The sequence below is a fragment of the Sphingopyxis sp. genome, assembly GCF_051861155.1.
GTDB lineage: Bacteria > Pseudomonadota > Alphaproteobacteria > Sphingomonadales > Sphingomonadaceae > Sphingopyxis.
The window spans coordinates 80,492-98,280 of the sequence record NZ_JBHYDE010000007.1 but is presented as its reverse complement, the minus strand read 5'-3'; the positions used below and the strand labels follow the sequence as shown (position 1 = coordinate 98,280).

Annotated in this window: 16 protein-coding genes; 5 read left to right on the top strand and 11 right to left on the bottom strand. The window is 66.6% G+C overall.

From position 1 onward, the window contains the following. Positions 1 to 86 precede the first annotated feature (86 nt). From ACTIFP_RS13560 to ACTIFP_RS13550, 3 genes are all read left to right on the top strand, one after another. Positions 87 to 1,439: a methyl-accepting chemotaxis protein gene (locus ACTIFP_RS13560; protein ID WP_439569244.1), complete on the top strand. Its 1,353-nt coding sequence runs from the start codon at positions 87 to 89 to the stop codon at positions 1,437 to 1,439. Positions 1,440 to 1,603: 164 nt separating this feature from the next. Continuing rightward, complete coding sequence (locus ACTIFP_RS13555) at positions 1,604 to 2,296, top strand: SDR family NAD(P)-dependent oxidoreductase (RefSeq protein WP_439569243.1); 693 nt, start codon at positions 1,604 to 1,606, stop codon at positions 2,294 to 2,296. Between the two features lie 3 nt (positions 2,297 to 2,299). Further along, complete coding sequence (locus ACTIFP_RS13550) at positions 2,300 to 3,271, top strand: 50S ribosomal protein L11 methyltransferase (RefSeq protein ID WP_439569242.1); 972 nt, start codon at positions 2,300 to 2,302, stop codon at positions 3,269 to 3,271. Between the two features lie 117 nt (positions 3,272 to 3,388). On the opposite strand, the gene phhA is transcribed toward ACTIFP_RS13550, so the two are convergent. The 11 genes from phhA to ACTIFP_RS13495 form a co-directional block, all read right to left on the bottom strand. After that, positions 3,389 to 4,258, bottom strand: coding sequence for a phenylalanine 4-monooxygenase (phhA, locus tag ACTIFP_RS13545; RefSeq protein ID WP_439569241.1), 870 nt, complete (start codon positions 4,256 to 4,258; stop codon positions 3,389 to 3,391). Positions 4,259 to 4,297: 39 nt separating this feature from the next. Further along, a complete protein-coding gene (locus tag ACTIFP_RS13540; protein ID WP_439569240.1) occupies positions 4,298 to 5,650 on the bottom strand; it encodes a PepSY-associated TM helix domain-containing protein in 1,353 nt (450 codons plus the stop codon). A 15-nt stretch (positions 5,651 to 5,665) separates the two neighbouring features. Then, entirely contained in the window at positions 5,666 to 7,690 is a 2,025-nt protein-coding gene (locus ACTIFP_RS13535) for a TonB-dependent receptor family protein (RefSeq protein ID WP_439569239.1), read from the bottom strand. Positions 7,691 to 7,761: 71 nt separating this feature from the next. Next, the gene (locus ACTIFP_RS13530) at positions 7,762 to 8,154 is read right to left on the bottom strand and encodes a hypothetical protein (RefSeq protein WP_439569238.1); all 393 of its coding nucleotides are present in this window, start codon (positions 8,152 to 8,154) and stop codon (positions 7,762 to 7,764) included. A 215-nt stretch (positions 8,155 to 8,369) separates the two neighbouring features. Beyond that, positions 8,370 to 9,539 (bottom strand): sterol desaturase family protein, encoded by a 1,170-nt coding sequence (locus ACTIFP_RS13525; protein ID WP_439569237.1) that lies wholly within the window; start codon positions 9,537 to 9,539, stop codon positions 8,370 to 8,372. A gap of 189 nt (positions 9,540 to 9,728) precedes the next feature. Further along, positions 9,729 to 11,858, bottom strand: a complete 2,130-nt coding sequence (gene ligA, locus ACTIFP_RS13520) for an NAD-dependent DNA ligase LigA (RefSeq protein WP_439569236.1) — start codon at positions 11,856 to 11,858, stop codon at positions 9,729 to 9,731. Position 11,859: 1 nt separating this feature from the next. Further along, a complete protein-coding gene (locus tag ACTIFP_RS13515; protein WP_439569235.1) occupies positions 11,860 to 12,549 on the bottom strand; it encodes a GNAT family N-acetyltransferase in 690 nt (229 codons plus the stop codon). 4 nt (positions 12,550 to 12,553) lie between these two features. Next, positions 12,554 to 13,213, bottom strand: coding sequence for a hypothetical protein (locus ACTIFP_RS13510; protein WP_439569234.1), 660 nt, complete (start codon positions 13,211 to 13,213; stop codon positions 12,554 to 12,556). Next, positions 13,210 to 14,892: a DNA repair protein RecN gene (gene recN / locus ACTIFP_RS13505; RefSeq protein WP_439569233.1), complete on the bottom strand. Its 1,683-nt coding sequence runs from the start codon at positions 14,890 to 14,892 to the stop codon at positions 13,210 to 13,212. The genes ACTIFP_RS13510 and recN overlap by 4 nt, the downstream gene beginning before the upstream one ends. Before the next feature lie 47 nt (positions 14,893 to 14,939). After that, complete coding sequence (locus tag ACTIFP_RS13500) at positions 14,940 to 15,731, bottom strand: outer membrane protein assembly factor BamD (RefSeq protein ID WP_439569232.1); 792 nt, start codon at positions 15,729 to 15,731, stop codon at positions 14,940 to 14,942. A gap of 62 nt (positions 15,732 to 15,793) precedes the next feature. After that, positions 15,794 to 16,525: a peptidylprolyl isomerase gene (locus ACTIFP_RS13495; protein ID WP_439569231.1), complete on the bottom strand. Its 732-nt coding sequence runs from the start codon at positions 16,523 to 16,525 to the stop codon at positions 15,794 to 15,796. A gap of 134 nt (positions 16,526 to 16,659) precedes the next feature. Here ACTIFP_RS13495 and ACTIFP_RS13490 point away from each other — a divergent pair, with 134 nt between their 5' ends. Together ACTIFP_RS13490 and ACTIFP_RS13485 are read left to right on the top strand one after the other, a co-directional pair. Further along, positions 16,660 to 17,355, top strand: a complete 696-nt coding sequence (locus ACTIFP_RS13490; RefSeq protein WP_439569230.1) for a hypothetical protein — start codon at positions 16,660 to 16,662, stop codon at positions 17,353 to 17,355. Positions 17,356 to 17,410: 55 nt separating this feature from the next. Then, entirely contained in the window at positions 17,411 to 17,788 is a 378-nt protein-coding gene (locus ACTIFP_RS13485; RefSeq protein ID WP_439569229.1) for an ArsR/SmtB family transcription factor, read from the top strand. Position 17,789 lies beyond the last annotated feature (1 nt).

The window sequence follows — 17,789 nt, the reverse complement described above, 5'->3', positions numbered from 1 at the left end:
AGGCGCGGCATAGCCCGGTCATATGTTTTGCGGACGACAGGCGGGCGGCAGACCCGGGCGTCGGGATCGATCAGGGAAGCAGGATCATGGTGAAGGAAAATCCCATTCATAAGCAGCAAATCGACCCGATCTTGATGGCCGACCGCTTTCCCTATTACGACCTCGACGGCCAGCTCGCCGCCAACGCTGCCGAGATCCACATGATCATCGCGGGCCGTGAAGAGGCCGTCGCACGCGCCTATTGGGACGCGTTCAACGCGCTGCCCAGCGTCGAGCGCGCGGTCGAGGGCGAGCTGCTCGCGTCGTACATCCGCGGCAGCGCGCGCCACACCGAAACCAAATATGCCGAGGCCGCGGGACAGGAGGTCGCGACGATCGCGTGCCAGAACGCCCATATGGCGCGGCGCGTCAAACTGCCGCTTGCCTCGGTGATGTCGTGCATCGCCGAAAGCCAGCGACTGACGATCGACTATGTCGTTGCGGCGTGCATCGACGATGCGGCGCGGCTGGCGCGGCTGACCAGCGCGGTCAACCGGCTGGCGCTGCTCGAATTCGACATCATGCAGCGCTATGCCGAAAAGCTCGACCGCGCGCTGATCTCCAGCGAACGCCAGACGCTCGCGGGCGATTTCGACCGCTCGATCGCCTCGCTGGTGCAGGACACCGACGGGGTGCGCGAACAGCTCGCCAGGCAGGCAGCTTCGGCCGACCAGGCGGCGAAGGGCATGATCGCCAAGACGAGCGAAGTCGCCGCCGCATCCGAACAATCGGCGATGGCGATGCGCGAAGCCGCCTCGACCGCCGCCGGGCTGATCCGCGCGATCGAGGATGCGCGCAGCGAGGTCGAGGCATCGGCGAGCGTTGCCACCCGCGCGTCGGAACAGGCGGGCGAAGCCGTCGCGATGTCCGAAACATTGTCGCACCATGCCGAATCGATCGAGTCCATTTTGGGCCTGATCCGCGAGATCGCGGGCCAGACCAACTTGCTCGCGCTCAACGCCACGATCGAGGCGGCGCGCGCCGGCGAATCGGGGCGCGGCTTTGCCGTCGTCGCGCAGGAAGTCAAAAGCCTGGCCAACGAAACCGCCCGCGCGACCGACGACATCGCGGGCAAGATCACCGCGATCCAGCAGGCCACGCGCGGGTCGGTGACCGCCAACCAGTCGATCCAGCAGACGATCGTCGAGGTCCAGCGTTCGGCGCAGCGCATCCGCGACGCGATGGACGCACAGGCACAGACCGTCACCTCGATCACCGCCGCGGTCGACGAAACCGCGCTCGCCGCCGACAGCATGTCATCGACGATCGCCAGCATCCGCAACGATTCGGGGATGGTCGCCAGCGAGATCAGCGTGCTCAGCCAGGAATTCGGCAAGATGGGCGGGCGGTTGCAGCAGCTGGAGCAGGCCGCGAGCGAGTTCAGCCGCCGGGTGGCGTAACCGGACATCTTCATCAAATAGTCCGTTCGTGCTGAGCTTGTCGAAGCACCGTCCTTCTCTTTCGCCGGCCAAAGGCGAGAACAGCCCTTCGACAAGCTCAGGGCGAACGGTTTTGGAAGGTCAGGCTTTGCGCTGAAGCTCGCGCGTCGTTAGAGACGCGCACTATGCAAACCCATATCCTGATTACCGGCGCCAGCCGCGGTATCGGCGCCGCGATCGCCACCGCGCTGACCACCGACGCCACGCGCACGGTCGCGCTGGCGAGCGCCGACGGCGATCTTGCCGACCCTGCCACCCCGGCGCGGCTATGGAACAAATGCCTCGCCGGCCTCGACGGTCGTATCGACGTGCTGATCAACAACGCCGGGATTTTCGAGGCCAACCCGATCGACGCCGCCGACGCCGAATGGCTCGCGAGCTGGAACCGGACGCTTCAGGTCAACCTGACTGCGAGTGCCAGCCTATGCCGTCATGCGGTGCTGCACTGGCAGGACCACAAGACGGTCGGCCGTATCGTCAACATCGCCAGCCGCGCCGCGCATCGCGGCGACAGCCCGGCGCACTGGCATTATGCCGCGTCGAAAGCCGGGATGGTGGCGATGACCAAGACGATCGCACGCGCTTATGCCGCAGAGGGCATCCTCGCCTTTGCGATCTGCCCCGGCTTCACCGCGACCGGCATGGCCGACGACTATCGCGCCAGCCAGGACGGCGACAAGCTGCTCGACGACATTCCGCTGGGCCGCGTCGCAATGCCGGGTGAAGTCGCCGAAATGGCGCGCTGGTGTGCGCTCGACGCGCCCGCCTCGATGACCGGCGCGGTACTCGACGTCAACGGCGCCAGCTATGTGCGCTGACCGATGAGCTGGATCGTCTCGCTCCCCTGCACCCGCACCGAGGCAGAGGCGCTGGCGGGCGAAATTCCCGAACTCGACGCGCTGGCCGCCGCGCCCGTGGTGGTGACGCGCGAAATCGACGAGGATGCCGGGCTATGGCAGCTCGACGCCTATGTGGACGACAGACCGGGGGCCGCGCTGCTCGCGCTGCTTCAGTCATTCGTGCCAAGCGCCAAGGGGCATGAACCGGTCGTCGAAGAACTGGTCGAGCAGGATTGGGTCACGCTGTCGCAGCAGGGGCTCGAGCCCGTGCATGCGGGGCGCTTTTTCGTCCACACCAGCAGCTATGCCGACCGCGTCCCCAACGGCACGACGCCGTTCCTGATCGATGCGAGCCAGGCGTTCGGCACCGGCGGCCACGACACCACCGCGGGCTGCCTGGCGATGCTCGACCGGCTGAAAAGCCAGGGCACCGCGCCGCGCAACATCGCCGACATCGGCACCGGCACCGGGCTGCTCGCCTTTGCTGCAATGGCGCTGTGGCCGCGCGCGCGGACGATTGCATCGGACATCGATCCCGCCAGCATTTTCGTCACCCGCGACAATGCCGCGATCAACGACGTGCCATTGGGCCGCGGCGGCGGACGGCTGGCGCTCGCGGTCGCGCCGGGAACTGACCACCCCGCGATCCGCCACCGCGCGCCTTATGATCTGGTCATCGCCAATATCCTCGCCGGGCCGCTGATTACGCTGGCCCCCGACATCGGCGCCGCGACCGCGCCGGGCGGCCATGCGATCCTCGCCGGGCTGATCGCGCGCCAGATGGAACCGGTGCTCGCCGCCTATCGCGCACAGGGCTTTCGCCTTGCCGCGCGCGGCGGCAGCGCCGAATGGCCGTGCCTGCTGCTGGTCAAGCGGCGCCGTTATGGCTGGCGGCGGAAAGAGCGCGCCTTCCACCGCGCCAGCCCTTCGGATGCCAGTTTCGGGAGCTGGTAGGCAACCTGCCCCTCCTCCGTTCGCCCTGAGCTTGTCGAAGGGCTGTTCTTCCTTTTGACGCCGAAGAAAAGGACGGTCCTTCGACAAGCTCAGGACGAACGGAAATGAAGGAAGCGCCTAGACTTTACCCAGCGCATAGTCCTGCGTGCCGCGCGTCACCACCGCATCGCCGGGCAAGATGTCGGCAATCGCGATCGGCGGCAGCGCCGCATTGGCGGCATAGAGCGGCGCGAAATCGGTGTTCACCGTCGTGTCGAGCAGCTGGTCGAGGCTGTCGATGACGAAATAATTCTGCTGGAAATCGTCGATCCGGTAGTCGGTGCGCATCACGCGCGCGAGGTCGAAACCGATGCGGTTCGGGCTGTCCGAATCGAGCGCGAACACGCTTTCGGCATAGGAGGACACGATCCCGGCGCCGTAGATGCGCAGACCGTCAGCCTCGCGAATCAGCCCGAATTCGACGGTGTACCAGTAAAGCCGCGCCAGCTGTTTCAGCGCGTCGAATTTCAGGCTGCGCAGCCCGCCTTCGCCATAAGCGACCATATAATCGGCGAACACGGGGTCGGCGAGCATCGGGACATGGCCGAACACGTCGTGGAACACGTCGGGTTCCTGCAAATAGTCGAGCTGATCGGGCGTCCGGATGAAATTGCCCGCGGGAAAGCGCCGGTTCGCCAGATGGTCGAAAAACACCTCGTCGGGGACCAGCCCCGGCACCGCCACAACCTGCCACCCGGTCGCCGCCACCAGCCGCGCGTTGAGCTCGCGATAGTCGGGAATCCCCGGCTTTTCGAGCTTGAGCACGTCGATCCCGCGCAGGAAGGCGTCGGCAGAACGGCCGGGCAACATCGCCGACTGGCGCGCGAACAGCTTGTCCCACATCGCATGTTCGTCGGCAGTGAAGGCGTTCCAATTTTGCGAAATCGTCCAGTCGGCCGCGGCGCCCGGCGGCGGCGTTTCGTGGACATGGGTAAAGCCGTCTTTCATGGCGCTCCGTCTAGCATGATTTAGTTGCAAATGAAACCTTCATGCGCGTGCGGCCCCCAGCCAGCGGGCGGCGCGCGGCAGGCTAGCGATGATGAGCCGATCGACGAGCCATAGCAAGATCAGCGACGCGGCGAGCAGCGGCAGCAGCGCCGCGAGCAACAGGATGATCGCCGCGACCCCCTTCAGCTTCGCCGGGTCGCGCGGGAGCGGCGGCGCGCCGAGCGCATCGCCGGGTTTGCGCCGCCGCCACATCAGGAACCCCGATACCGCGAGGATGATCAGCATCAGCGCGGTCAGCACCCCGATCAGCTGGCTGACGATCCCGAACAGCGCGCCTTCGTGCCACGCGATACCGATCCCGACGATACGGTCGATGACATGCTTGTCGGCAAAGCCGCTGCGCGACACCTCGATCCCGGTGACCACATCATAACTCACCTTGCGGACCTGCGGGCGGTTCTGCGTCTGCGTGGTCAGCGTCCAGACGTCGCCATTGGGCGGCCCGAACAGGGTCGGCGCCCCCGGCGGCTGGATAATCACCGGCCTGGGCAGATTTTCGTTCCGGGCGCGCAGCACGATCCGGTCGAGCTTGACCCGCGGCGCATCACCGATCACGACCGGCGCTTGCATCGTCGTGGCCATCGCTTTGTGGTCATGCGCCGCATGATGATCCGCCGCGCCGCTTTTCCAGTCCTGCGCGCCCCGCACCCAGCCCATCTCCGCACGCACCGCACGAAAACCCTGCGCCCAGACATCGGTCCATGGCAAAGCGGTAAGCAGCAGCACCAGCGCCAGCCCCGATACCCAGAAGCCGGTGACCGCGTGCAGATCGCGCAGCATCGTCCGCCCACCCTGCCCCACCCGCGGCCACGCCACCCCGGCCAGCCCGCGCCCGCACGGCCACCACAGGTACAGCCCGGTCAGGATCATCACGATCGCCCAGCTCGCCGCCAGTTCGACGAGCAAGCCGCCCGCGCGGCCGATCAGCAGGCTGCCGTGAATCTTGGCCAGCCACGCCGAAATGCGGTCGTTGGGATTAGCGCTGCCGATCACCTGCCCCCGCGGAGACACCGCGACGTCGCGCATCCCGCCCGCGGGCAGGCCAACGTGAACGATTGCCGCATCGCCCGGCGCCTGCGGGACACGGTAATAATGAAAGGTCGCGCCGGGAAAGACCGCCAGCGCCGCCTTCACCTGCGCATCGGCATCGACCCGCTCAGCGGTCGGCAACCCGCGCCACTCGCGCTCCTGCCACCGGTCGAGCTCGGGCTTGAACAGATAGGCCGCGCCCGTCGCCGACAGCATGAGGATGAAGGGGATGACCAACAGCCCGGCATAGAAATGCCAGCGCCAGATCGTGCGATAGAGCGGAATCCGGTTGATGTCGGTCATCCCCTGTTCCTCCCTTTAGAAGCGCGCGCGAATGCCGGCGGACACCGCGCGGCGCTCAACCGGATAATAGACCGCCGACCCTGGCGCGACATTGGGGGGGATCACCGTGATCGCCGCACTGATGTCGCCGATCGCTTTCTTGCCGATGATGTTGCGGACATCGACAAAGGCGTCGATCCCCTCGGCAACCCGCGCCCCACCGGTCACGCCGAGCAGGGCATAGCCGGGCGTCTGGACGAGGTTGCGATAATCGGCGAACGGACCATCGGGCACCCACTCGACATTCGGCGCGATATGCAGCGCGTCGCTGCCGATCCAAGCTTCGGCGCGATAGACATGGCGCGGCACCACCGGCAGGCGGTTGTTCCCGAACTGGCTGTCAGTCCGGAAGCGGAAGTCGCTGTAGGTATAGACTTGCCGCAGCCGCAGCCAGCCGGTCGGCGCGATTTCCAGTGCAGCCTCGACCCCCTGATGCAGCGTGCGACCGGCGTTGAACGTCGCCGCGGGAATGCTGACATTGGTGGTGAATTGCAGCAATTCGCCCTTCAGCGTCGAGCGGTAAATCGCGAGGTCCCAGCGAACGAGCCCGGCCTTGCCACGCGTCCCGACCTCGGCCGTCCACGCCCGCTGCGGGCGGATCGTCGAGACGAGCTGGCTGACCGGCGGGGTGCCGATGGTCTGGAACACTTCGCCAAAGCCCGGAAATTCGCCCGAGCGGCTGTAGTTGGCAAAGAATTGCACGCTGTCGTTTGGTGCGAAAAGTACGCCGAATTTGGGCGAAAAGGCGTCGAAGTCGATCCGCCCGTCGCGCGACGTCGACACATTGACGCGGCGCTTGCGGAAACCGTCGGCATAGACACCGCCAGCGATCAGCGTCAGCGTTTCGACCGGCCGCACCCGCACCTCGCCATAGATATTGGCGGTGCGCGCGGTCTGATCGGCATCGAACAGCAGCGCGCCGCGCCGTCCGGCGATATTGACATATTGCCGCGCATCGGTGCTGCCGCGGCGCAATTCGCCGCCCAAAGTGATCTCGATCGGCCCCGCAGCATAATCGGCGCGGAAAAAGCCGCCGAGATCGAGCGAATCCTGATCGATCACCTGAAAGATCGGGTGATAGAGCGACTTGGCGTTGACGAAGCCCCCGACGTCGAGCCGGAACGCGCCCCAATCGAAAGAGGTGCGGTTCTGCAGCCGCAGCGACACGATGTCGCGCGCCTGATCGCCCGCCACCGCCGCCGCGCTCGCCATGCGCGGGGCGGTCAACGCCTGTGCCCGCGTCAGCGCGCCCGGGATTTCCTGCTTGATGTCATTATAGCTGGCATAGAAGCGGGTCGAGACGGTGTCGCTCAGCTTCAGCCCGACGTTGCCGTGAAAACGCAGGCTGCGGCGCTGCACATGGTCGCGATCGCCATCCGACGTGTCGGCGCTGATCGCGCCCCATGCGTCGACATGGCTGCCCGCGACGCCCGCCGACACCAGCCCGCGATAGCTGTCGAAGCTGCCGATGTCGCTGCGCAGGTAAAAGCCCTTGGCCGTGCGCCCGGTCGGCGTCACGCCATTGACCGCGCCGCCGAGCGTCCCCGACCCGAAACGCAGCGCATTGGCGCCGCGATAGACTTCGAGATGGTCGAAAAAGATCGGCTCGAGCTCCTGAAAATCGCCATTGTCGTCAGCGAGGTTGATCGGCACCCCGTCCTGGAGCAGCGTCAGCCCGCGCATATGAAAACCGCGCGACAGCCCCGATCCGCGGATCGAAATACGGACTTCTTGCCCATAGCGCGGCTGGAGATAGACCCCGGGCGAAAAGGCCAGCGTGTCGCGCAGCGAGACGATCGACTTGTCGGCATAATCCTGATGGCTGACGACGTCGGCGCCGCCCGCGGTCTTGGCGACGCGCTCTTCGGCAAAATTGGTCAGTTCGGGAGCAGTGACGATAATTGTCGGATCGGCTTCGGCCTCGGCGGCCTGAGCCGCGGCAGGGACGAGCGAGAAGGCGAGCGCCAGTAAAGGCGCCACCCGATAGGCGTGAGCTGTCATGGTTCATTCTTTCGCGTGAAATCAGCAATGCGCCGCGCCGCGCAGATGCGCGGGCGGCCGGTCAGTCTGGTTCAGGCGAAAGCAGGCGGCCCGGTGCTCGGCGGCAGCGGCGAAGCGATTCCCGGCGCAAAGCCGAGCGAGCGCACTGCGGCAGGCACCGGCGCCGCAGTCATCGGCGCCGCCGCTAGCACGGGTTCGTCCGGGACAATCGGCGCATTGGCGAGCGCGCCCCACGGGCAATGCTGCTGCGTTTCGCCCGCGTCGTGGCTGCCCGCTTTTTCCAGCGCGATCGTCACCGTCTTGCCGGGGTCGGTCGGGTCCGAACAGATGCGCACCGTGATCGACCCGCCGGCATCGCTCTCGATCATCCACCCCGGCGCCACCAGCACCCGCGCAGCGAGCGCGAGCAGCAGCGGCAACAGTAGCAGGATGCCGGGACGGCGAAAGGCGGCGAGCATGCTCACGCGGCCGCCTTTATGGTCGGTCGTTGGTTCTGGCAAGAAGCGGCAGAAGGATTCGCGCAGAGGCGCCGAGAACGCAGAGGCGACGGGCGTGAGCATACTGGAACCAACGCCCCAGCATTCTCATTGAGCGGCTTCGCGCTCTATTCATTTTCTCTGCGCCCTCTGCGTCTCTGCGCGAATATAATCATGACCATCGGGCGCCTTCGCACCCGGCGCTACTCCGCCGGCGTCTCATCGACCTTCTTCCCCGTCCGCGTCCACGGATAGAGAAACTGCCCCCAGTAGTTTTTCGGCACATCCTCGGGAATGCCGTAATTCTCCGGCCAGCGGTCCCTGGGCAGATGAAATGTCCCGAAAATCTTGTCGAGCCACGGGAAATGGATCGCGAAATTGACGTCGAACGCCTCGCGCTCCAGCCCATGGTGCCAGTGGTGGAACCGCGGCGTCGCGATCCAGTGGCCCAGCCGGTTGAAATTGCCCCCGACATTGGCGTGCAGCAGCGACGACCAAACATAGACGAAGCCGATATAGGCCTGCATCACCGACGGGCTGAACCCCAAGGTAAACAGCGGCAGCGAGGTGATCGAGCGGAGCAGGATGATCTCGACAAAGTGCATCCGCGACCCCGCCAGCCAGTCCATCGATTTCGCGCTGTGGTGGATCGCATGGAACCCCCACAGGAACGGCACCTTGTGGAACAGCCGGTGATACCAATATTGCGCCAGGTCCGACGCGACGAGGACAATCGCGAACTGGACCAGCCAGGGCAGCGACGCGACCCCGGCGCGGAACGCCTGCCAGCTCGACGTATTGTCGTTGATGATCGTCGAGGGCGCGAGCGCCAGGAAGCCCAGCACCTGCACGAACATCGTGCTGACCAGATAATAGAAGAGATCCTCGCGCCATTCGGTGCGGAACAGGCGCTGCGCGCGGCGATGCGGGAACAGCCGTTCGAGCGGCGCAAACATGAAGCCGGTGATCAGCAAATTGACGACGAAAAAGTCGAGCCCGAAGAAAATCCCCCAGCTCTGCGTTTCGGCGGGCTGAACATTGGCGCCGCCGATCAGCGTCGCCGCGAGCGCGACGATCAGCGCCGTCGCGCCCAGCACCTTGCGCGGGCGCAGCAACAGGCTGAGCAGCGCCAAGCCATAGCTCGCGAGCAGCACCAGATGCACGAGCCCGCGAAATCCGCCCCAATCCTTGATGATCGCGAGTTCGGGCGTCGCGAACCAGTCCGGAAAGCGCAGCGCGATTACCATCCCGAACCCGACGATCGCGAACAGCAGCGCGAAGAACCCCGACAGCCACCCGCTGCCGAACCGCCGCACCTCGGTATGCGATTCCAGATCGCGCATCAGGTGGTTCAGATAATCGCGTTTGGCCATTTGGTTCCCTCACCCCATTTGCGCGGCGCCGTCTGTGACGACGCGCACGCGACGATAGCCGATCCTCCCCCAACGGGGGAGGGGGACCATCCGAAGGATGGTGGAGGGGCACGCGGTGTCACGCGCAGCGTTTCCCGATGGTGCCCCTCCACCACTTCGTGGTCTCCCTCCCCGTCCCGGGGAGGATCATCACCCCGCCGCCGCGACAATCGCCGCCCACTCGGCCTCATCGATCACCCGTATCCCAAGCGCCGCCGCCTGCTTCAGCTTCGACCCCGCGCCCGGCCCCGCGACGACCAGATCGGTCTTCGCGCTCACCGATCCCGCCGCCTTGGCGCCCAGCGCTTCGGCCTGCGCCTTGGCTTCGTCGCGGCTCATCGTCTCGAGCTTGCCGGTGAACACCACTGTCATTCCCGACACCTCGCTTTCGCGCGTCTCGACCACGAACGTCGGCGGCGATACTTCGGACAGCAAATCGTCCCACAGCGCGCGGTTATGCGGTTCGTGGAAAAAATCGCCCAGCGCCTCGGCCACCGCCGGACCGATGCCGTCGGCGCGGACATCGAGGATCGCCTTGATCGCATCCATCTTGCGCGCCGCATATTTGCCGTCGGACTCGCCCTCGCCGCGTGGATTTTCCGCGACATAGGCGTTGATCTCGGCCGCCTTGCCCGGCAGCAGCGCGATGTCGCCCACGCCCTTCAGCAGATCGCGCGCGGTCACCGCGCCGATATGGCGTATGCCCAGCCCGAACAGCAGCCGCGCCGCATCGGGCGACCGCTTCGCCTCGATCGCCGCGAACAGATTGTCGACCGATTTTTCCTTCCACCCTTCGCGCGCCAGCAAGGCGTCGCGGTGGTGATGCAACCGGAAAATATCCGCCGGCCCCTTGTCGAGCCAGCCAAGCTCGAGAAATTCGGCGATGCTCTTTTCGCCCAGCCCCTCGATGTCGAGCGCGCCGCGGCTGACGAAATGACGCAGTCGCTCGAACTTCTGCGCCGCGCAGATCAGCCCGCCGGTGCAGCGGACATCGACCTCGCCCTCTTCGGCAACCGCTTCGCTGCCGCACACCGGGCAATGGTCGGGGAAAGCATAAGCCGCGCGATCCTCATCGCGGGTCAGATTTTCCACCACCTGCGGGATCACATCGCCCGCGCGCTGGACAACAACGCGGTCGCCGGGGCGCACCCCCAATCGTCCGATCTCGTCGCGGTTGTGCAGCGTGACGTTCGACACCACCACCCCGCCGACGGTCACCGGGGTCAGTCGCCCGACGGGGGTCAGCTTGCCGGTGCGCCCGACCTGGATGTCGATGGCTTCGAGGGTCGTCTGCGCGCGTTCGGCGGGGAATTTATGCGCGATCGCCCAGCGCGGCGCCTTCGCCACAAAGCCCAGCCGCGCCTGCCAGTCGAGCCGGTCGACCTTATAAACGACGCCGTCGATGTCATAGGGCAGCTCGGCGCGCCGCGCCTCGATGCCGCGATAATGCGCCAGCACCGCGGCGACGCTGTCGAAGCGGCCGAGCAACGGCGACACCGGCACGCCCCAGCTTTCGATCAACCGCATCATGTCATATTGTGTTGCCGCGGGCACCTCGCTGACCTCGCCCCAGCCATGCGCCAGAAAGCGCAGCGGCCGCGCCGCGGTGACGCTCGCATCCTTCTGCCGCAGCGATCCGGCGGCGGCGTTGCGCGGATTGGCAAAGACCTTAGCCTCGGCTTTTTGCTGCGCAGCATTGAGCGCAGCAAAATCTGCCTTGGCCATATAGATTTCGCCGCGGATTTCGAAGAGATCGGGTGCGTCTCCGGCGAGCTTTTGCGGAATATCCGATATGGTCCGCACATTTGCAGTCACATCCTCGCCAACGCTCCCGTCGCCGCGCGTCGCCGCTTGCACCAGCACCCCGCGCTCATAGCGCAGCGAGCAGGACAGCCCGTCGATCTTGTCCTCGGCGGTCAGCGCGACCGCGGCATCCTCGGGCAGGTTCAGGAACCGCCGCACCCGCGCGGCAAACTCGGCGACATCGTCGTCAGCGAACGCGTTGTCGAGGCTCATCATCCGCTGCGCATGGGTGACCTTGGCGAGCGGCGACGCCTCGACCGCCGCGCCCACCAGCCGGTTCGGGCTGTCGGCGCGGACCAGCTGCGGGAACGCCTCCTCCAGCGCATTGTTGCGGCGCACCAGCGCGTCATAGTCGGCGTCGCTGATCTCGGGGCTGTCATCGGCATGATACAGTCGGTTGTGATGCGCAATCGCCTTTGCCAGCCGCATCAGTTCATTGGCGGCGTCGGCTTCGGAGATGGTGGAGACGTCGGTCATCTCAGCTTTCCGCAATCACCAGCACATGCACCTCACGCCGAATGCGGAACCCCAACGATTCATACAGCGCGATCGCCCCCGCATTGTCGGCATAGCTGTGCAGGAAGGGCGTTTCGCCGCGCGCCACCATTTCGCGCATGACATGGCCGATCAGCGTGCGGGCATAGCCGCGGCCGCGGCAGTCGGCCCAGGTCGATACCCCGCTCACCTCGGCCATCCCAAGCATCAGCATCCGCTGTCCCGCCATCGCCAGCAGGCGGCCATCGTCGCCGCGAATTCCAAAGAACGGGCCATAGCGATGCGTCGTCGGCCCCCATGGCCCGGGCTTCGCATGCTCGGCCAGCGCGGTCATTTCGGCGACGTCCACCTCGCCGAGCGCGACGATCGCGGGCTCGCCCGCGCGCGGGGGCGGCGGCGCGCCCTCGGCGACCATCTGCGCCAGCACCGCGCGCTTCACCTCGCGCGCGCCCGGCGGGACCGGCCAGGCGTCGCCCTCAACGATCCACAATTCCTCGCCCGCGGGAATCAGCGCCGCAAGCGCCGCCTGCGCTTCAGCGCCGGTGTCGGCGGCAACCCCGAACACGCCATAGCCGCGGTCGAGCCGCAGCGCGCGCGCGTCGCCGGTCGCCAGATGCGCCTGCCGTTCGGTCAGCATGCTCCACACCGGGCGGTCGAGTGGGTGTACGATCATAGATTCAACTTCCTTCCATCGCCAGCGCTTCGGTGGCGGGAATCTGCATGCCCTCGAACGCCTGCACCGCATAAGGTCCGGCGGGATCGACCCAGTGCAGGAACAGATGCGCCGACCAGCGATTGGGGTTCGGCATCATCCGCCCGTGCAGGCGGTGGACCCCCTGATAAAGCACCGCATCGCCGGGCAGCATCGGCACCGATCCATAGCTTTCGTCGCCGAAATCGGCGTCGGCGCGCTCGCGCGGCGTCTCGATATGCTGCGCCCCGACCTCGAGCGGCCATGGCTTGTCGTCGCTCGCCGCGAGCAACAGCGACAGGCTGTGTTCGCACGCATAACGATCCGAATGGACGCGGCAGATGTCGCCGGCGCGGTACATGCGGAAATAACAATAGGTCGGGCGCAGATCATGGCCGACCAGCGCCCGGATCGCCGGGGTCATTCCCCACAGGAATGTCGCCATTGGCGTATATTGCATCCCGTAAACCTCGACCGCCTCGGTCTTGAGCAGCGCCGACCCGCGCTTCAGCGCGTCGAACGACACCCCGCCGCGGATCAGGTCGGATCGGAGCGTCGCGAGGAACGCGTGCGTGACGTCGGTCGGGACAAAGCCCGGCAGCGCCAGATAGCCCTGCGCGCGATAAAGCTCTGCCCCCTCGGTCATATCGTCTCCAGCAACCTTTCCGCCTGCGCCCGCGCCTCGGCGGTCACCTCGGCGCCCGACAGCATCCGCGCGATTTCTTCGCGGCGGCCCGCTTCGTCAAGCGCGTGGACGCTGGTGCGCGTTACAACCCCCTCGCTCGACTTGGCGATGACGAAATGCGCCGCGCCCTTCGCCGCGACCTGCGGGCTGTGCGTCACCGCCAGCAACTGCTTGCCGACGCCGCCTTCCGTCCCTTTGGCCAGCCGCGCGAGCCGCTCGCCGATCGCGCTGGCCACCGCGCCGCCGACCCCGCGGTCGATCTCGTCGAAGATGATCGTGTCGGCGCCGCCCTCTTCGGCGAGCGCGACCTTGAGCGCGAGGATGAAACGCGAAAGCTCGCCCCCCGACGCGATCTTGGCTAGCGGCGCGAACGGCGCGCCGGGGTTGGTCGCGATCAGATATTCGACCCGGTCGATCCCTTCCGGTCCCCAACGCTCGGCGGGCAGGCGCTCGACCAACGTCTGGAAGCGCGCCGCGTCGAGCTTCAGCGGCACCAGCTCGCCCGCGACCGCGGCATCGAGCCGCGCCGCCGCCTTGGTGCGCAGGGCGGACAGCGCACTCGCGGCATGGGTGTAGGCGGCGGCAGTCTCGGCAACCGCGGCCTCCAGCTTTGCGAGCCCCGCGCTGCCGCCCTCGATCGCGTCGAGCCGCGCCGCGAGCGTGCCGGTGAGTTCGGTCAGTTCGTCGGGCTGACACCCATGCTTGCGCGCCATCGCGCGCAGTTCGAACAGCCGCGTCTCGGTCGCATCGAGCCGCTCGGGATCATATTCCATCGCGCGGGCCGCGTCGCGCAGCCGCGTTTCGGCCTCATCGGCCTCGATGATCGCGCGGTCGAGCCCGGCGAGCGCTTCGGCGAGCAGCGGGTGATCGCCCGCCAGCCGGTCGAGCCGCCGCGCCGCGCCGCGCAATTGCGCCGGCCCGCTGTCGCTGCCGTCGAACGCTTCCAGGATAGCGCCCAGATCGCCCGCGATCTTTTCGCCCTTCTGCATCGCCGCGCGCGCTTCGGACAGTTCGGCGTCCTCGCCCGGCTGGGGGTTGAGCGCCTGCAACTCGGTGACGCAATGTTCCAGCCATTCGCGGTCGCGCGTCGCTTCGTCGAGCGCGCTGCGTGCCGCGGCCAGTTTCGCCTCGGCGGCGCGCCATGCCGCATGCGCCACCGCAACCGACTGCGTGTCGGCGCGCGCAAAGGCGTCGAGCAGCGCGCGGTGCCCCGCCGGCGCCAGCAAGCCGCGGTCGTCGTGCTGCCCATGGATTTCGACCAGATGCCCGCCAACCTCGCGCAGCAGCGCCGCCGAACAGGGCTGGTCGTTCAGGAAGGCTCGGCTGCCGCCATCGACCTTGAGCGTCCGGCGGACCAGCAGCGGCTCACCCGGCTCCAGCGCGATCTCATTTTCGGCGAGCAGCGTAGCGAGCGTCGTCCCTGCCGCGGGCGCGACGAAGCTTGCGGTTACCTGCGCCTGCCCGCTTCCCTGCCGGACCAGCGCGCTGTCGGCGCGCGCGCCGAGCGCGAGGCCGAGCGCATCGAGCAGGATCGATTTGCCCGCCCCCGTCTCGCCCGTCAGCACCCCCAGCCCGGCCGCGAAATCGAGGTCGAGCCGTTCGATCAGAACGATATTGGCGATGGATAACGCGGTCAGCACAGGCCGTCCTTACCGCAGAACAAAGGCAGAATCTATTCCCGGCGCGATCAGGCCGTCGGCGCGTTCTTCTGCATCAGCTTGTACGCACGCTCATACCATTCATTGCCCGGATAGTTGGCGCCGAGCACCGCCGCCGACTTCTTCGCCTCTGCCGGAATGCCCAGCGACAGATAGCATTCGGTCAAACGGTACAGCGCCTCGGGCGCGTGGCTGGTCGTCTGATATTTGTCGACGACTTCGCGGAACCGGATCGACGCCGCCAGCCAGTTCGAGCTGCGCTGATAGAAACGGCCGATTTCCATTTCCTTGCCCGCCAGATGGTCCTGCACCAGGTCGATCTTCAATCGCGCGTCGGCGGCGTAGCGGCTGTCGGGATAGCGGCGGATCACTTCGCCCAGCGCGTTCGACGCCTGCTGGGTGATCTTCTGATCGCGGGTGACGTCGCTGATCTGCTCATAATAGGAAAGCCCGATCAGATAATAGGCATAGGGCGCATCCTTGTTGCCCGGATGGATCGCCAGAAAGCGCTGCGCGGCTTCGATCGCCGGGGTATATTCGCGGTCCATATAATAGCTGAAGCTGCTCATCAGCTGCGCGCGGCGCGCCCAGGGCGAATAGGGATGCTGGCGCTCGACCTCGTCGAACAGCGCCGCGGCGACGCCATATTGGCCGCGGTCAAGCCGTTCCTGCGCCGCGCGGTACAGCGTGTTGACGTCGCGCGCGACATAACGCGTGTCCTTCTTGACCCCGCCGCCGGCGCAGGCGGCCAGCATAGGGGTGGCGATCAGGGCGGCGGCGAGCAGGCGCAGCGACACGCGGGAGGGGAAACGGTGAGTCATGCGCGCGGTATAGCCACAGCGCCGATGAACGCAAAATAAATGATGGGTAGTTCGGCGCAGATTTACGGCGCCTTCACCACACACCCTTTCGGCGCCGCCGCGGGCGCCGGGACGCGGCGCGCGGTCTTGATCGTGACCTGCGGCTCCAGCATCTGGCCCTTCATCACCCCGTCGCCCGCCGTCGGCGAGATCGGGGCATTGAAAATCGCCGCCGCGACGTCGGCGCCCGCGACGATTTCGCCGAACACCGCAAAGCCCGCGCCGTCGCCGCCCACCGCGTCGCTGTCGAACCCTTTGATGTCGGACAGCAGCAGGAAAAAATCGGTCGTCGCATCGCCGGGGTTCAGCCGCGCCATCGACAAGGCGCCCTTGCAATTGGTCAGCCCGCTGGTCTTGGTCGGCTCGTGCGCGATCGGCGGGAAATTCTTGCGCGCATCGCCGCGATTGCCCGCCTGGACCAGCTGGTTCGCCGGTCCCCAGCTTTCGGTCGAGCGATAGAATTTGAACCCGTCCATCCGCTTGGCATCGACATAGCGCAGGAAATTGGCGCTGGTCACCGGCGCCCGCTTGTTCTCGATCCGCACCACGATCGTGCCGAGGTCGGTGACCAGCGCGACATAGGGGCGCGTGTCGGGCGCCACGACCGGCGCTGGCAAGGGCACCGGCAGGGGCGGCGGCGGGGGCGGCGGCGACAGCATCGGCCGGACGGTCGTGTCCGGTCGCGGCACGGGGGTGACGACCGCGGGGGCGGTCTGAACGGTCAGGGCGAGCGAAAGGATCATGCCGGTCAACATGACCCTGCTTATGATCCGATCCGCCGCGCCGCGAAAGCCGGAAATTGCCGCGGAACATTGTCACATAGGTCGTTGGAAAGATTGCCAGCGCGCGCTAGGCAGCGGTTCGCTCCGCGCAAAGGAACCGCCCGCCGATGACCGACACCCCCGACCGCGATGCTGCCCCGACCCCTGCGCCGACCCCTGCGGCGCCCCCCGCGACCCCGGCCGAGGTCGGCTCGCGCTTCCTGCGCTACCTGCCCTTCATTACCATCGCGCATTTTGTCATCGGCCTGCCGGCGCTGATCGCTTCGCTCGCGCTCGCCTATTTCGCCTTCGTCCAGGCCGATGCGACGCGCAAGATGCAGACCGGCGGCGCGATGCCCTTTGTCACCTTTGGCACCAGCAATGTCGATGACGAGGGCAAAGCCGATATTTCGCTGTCGCTCACCAACAATGGCGTCGGCCCGGCGATCCTCGGGCCGATCGAGATCCGCTATCGCGGCAAGGCGGTGGCGAACCCGATCGCGCTGCTCGACGCCTGTTGCAGCAAGGGCAGCGAAGCGACCGCCCTGTCCTTTGCCACCTCGCCGTCGACCGGCGTCGCGCTGCGCCCCGGTGAGAGCTTGCGCTTTCTCGGCCTGCCCCGCACCCCCGCCAACGAGGCGACCTGGCAGGCGTTCAACAAGGAACGGTGGAAGATGTCGGTGCGCTCCTGCTATTGCTCGATCTTCAACGACTGCTGGATCACCGAGGGGATGCAGGGGCTGCCCCGGCAGGTAAAAACATGCCCCGCCGACTGGTCGCTCTATCGCGAAGACGCCGGAAAAAGGCTTGCCGGGACGCGCTAGAGGTTAATTAAACCATCTGGTTGACAATCTCGTCGAATCGATCATATTCAACCACATGGTTGAACATGATTCGCAAACTCTCGACACGATCTTCCACGCGCTTGGCGACGCGACGCGGCGCGCGATGCTCGGCGACCTCGCGGTCGGTGACCGCACGGTGGGCGAGCTTGCGGAACCCTTCGCGATGTCGCTCGCCGCAGCGTCGAAGCATATCAAGGTACTCGAAGCCGCGGGGCTGATCCGCCGCGATGTCCGCGGCCGCACCCATGTCTGTTCGCTCGAACCGATGCCGCTGATGTCGGCTGACCAGTGGCTCGGCGTCTATCGCCGCTTCTGGACCGGCCGCCTCGACACCCTCGAAATATTGCTGCGCGCCGACGGCGCCGCCCCGCCTCCCCCCAAGCCGCCCCTCCCTGGGACAAAAGGAGAATGAC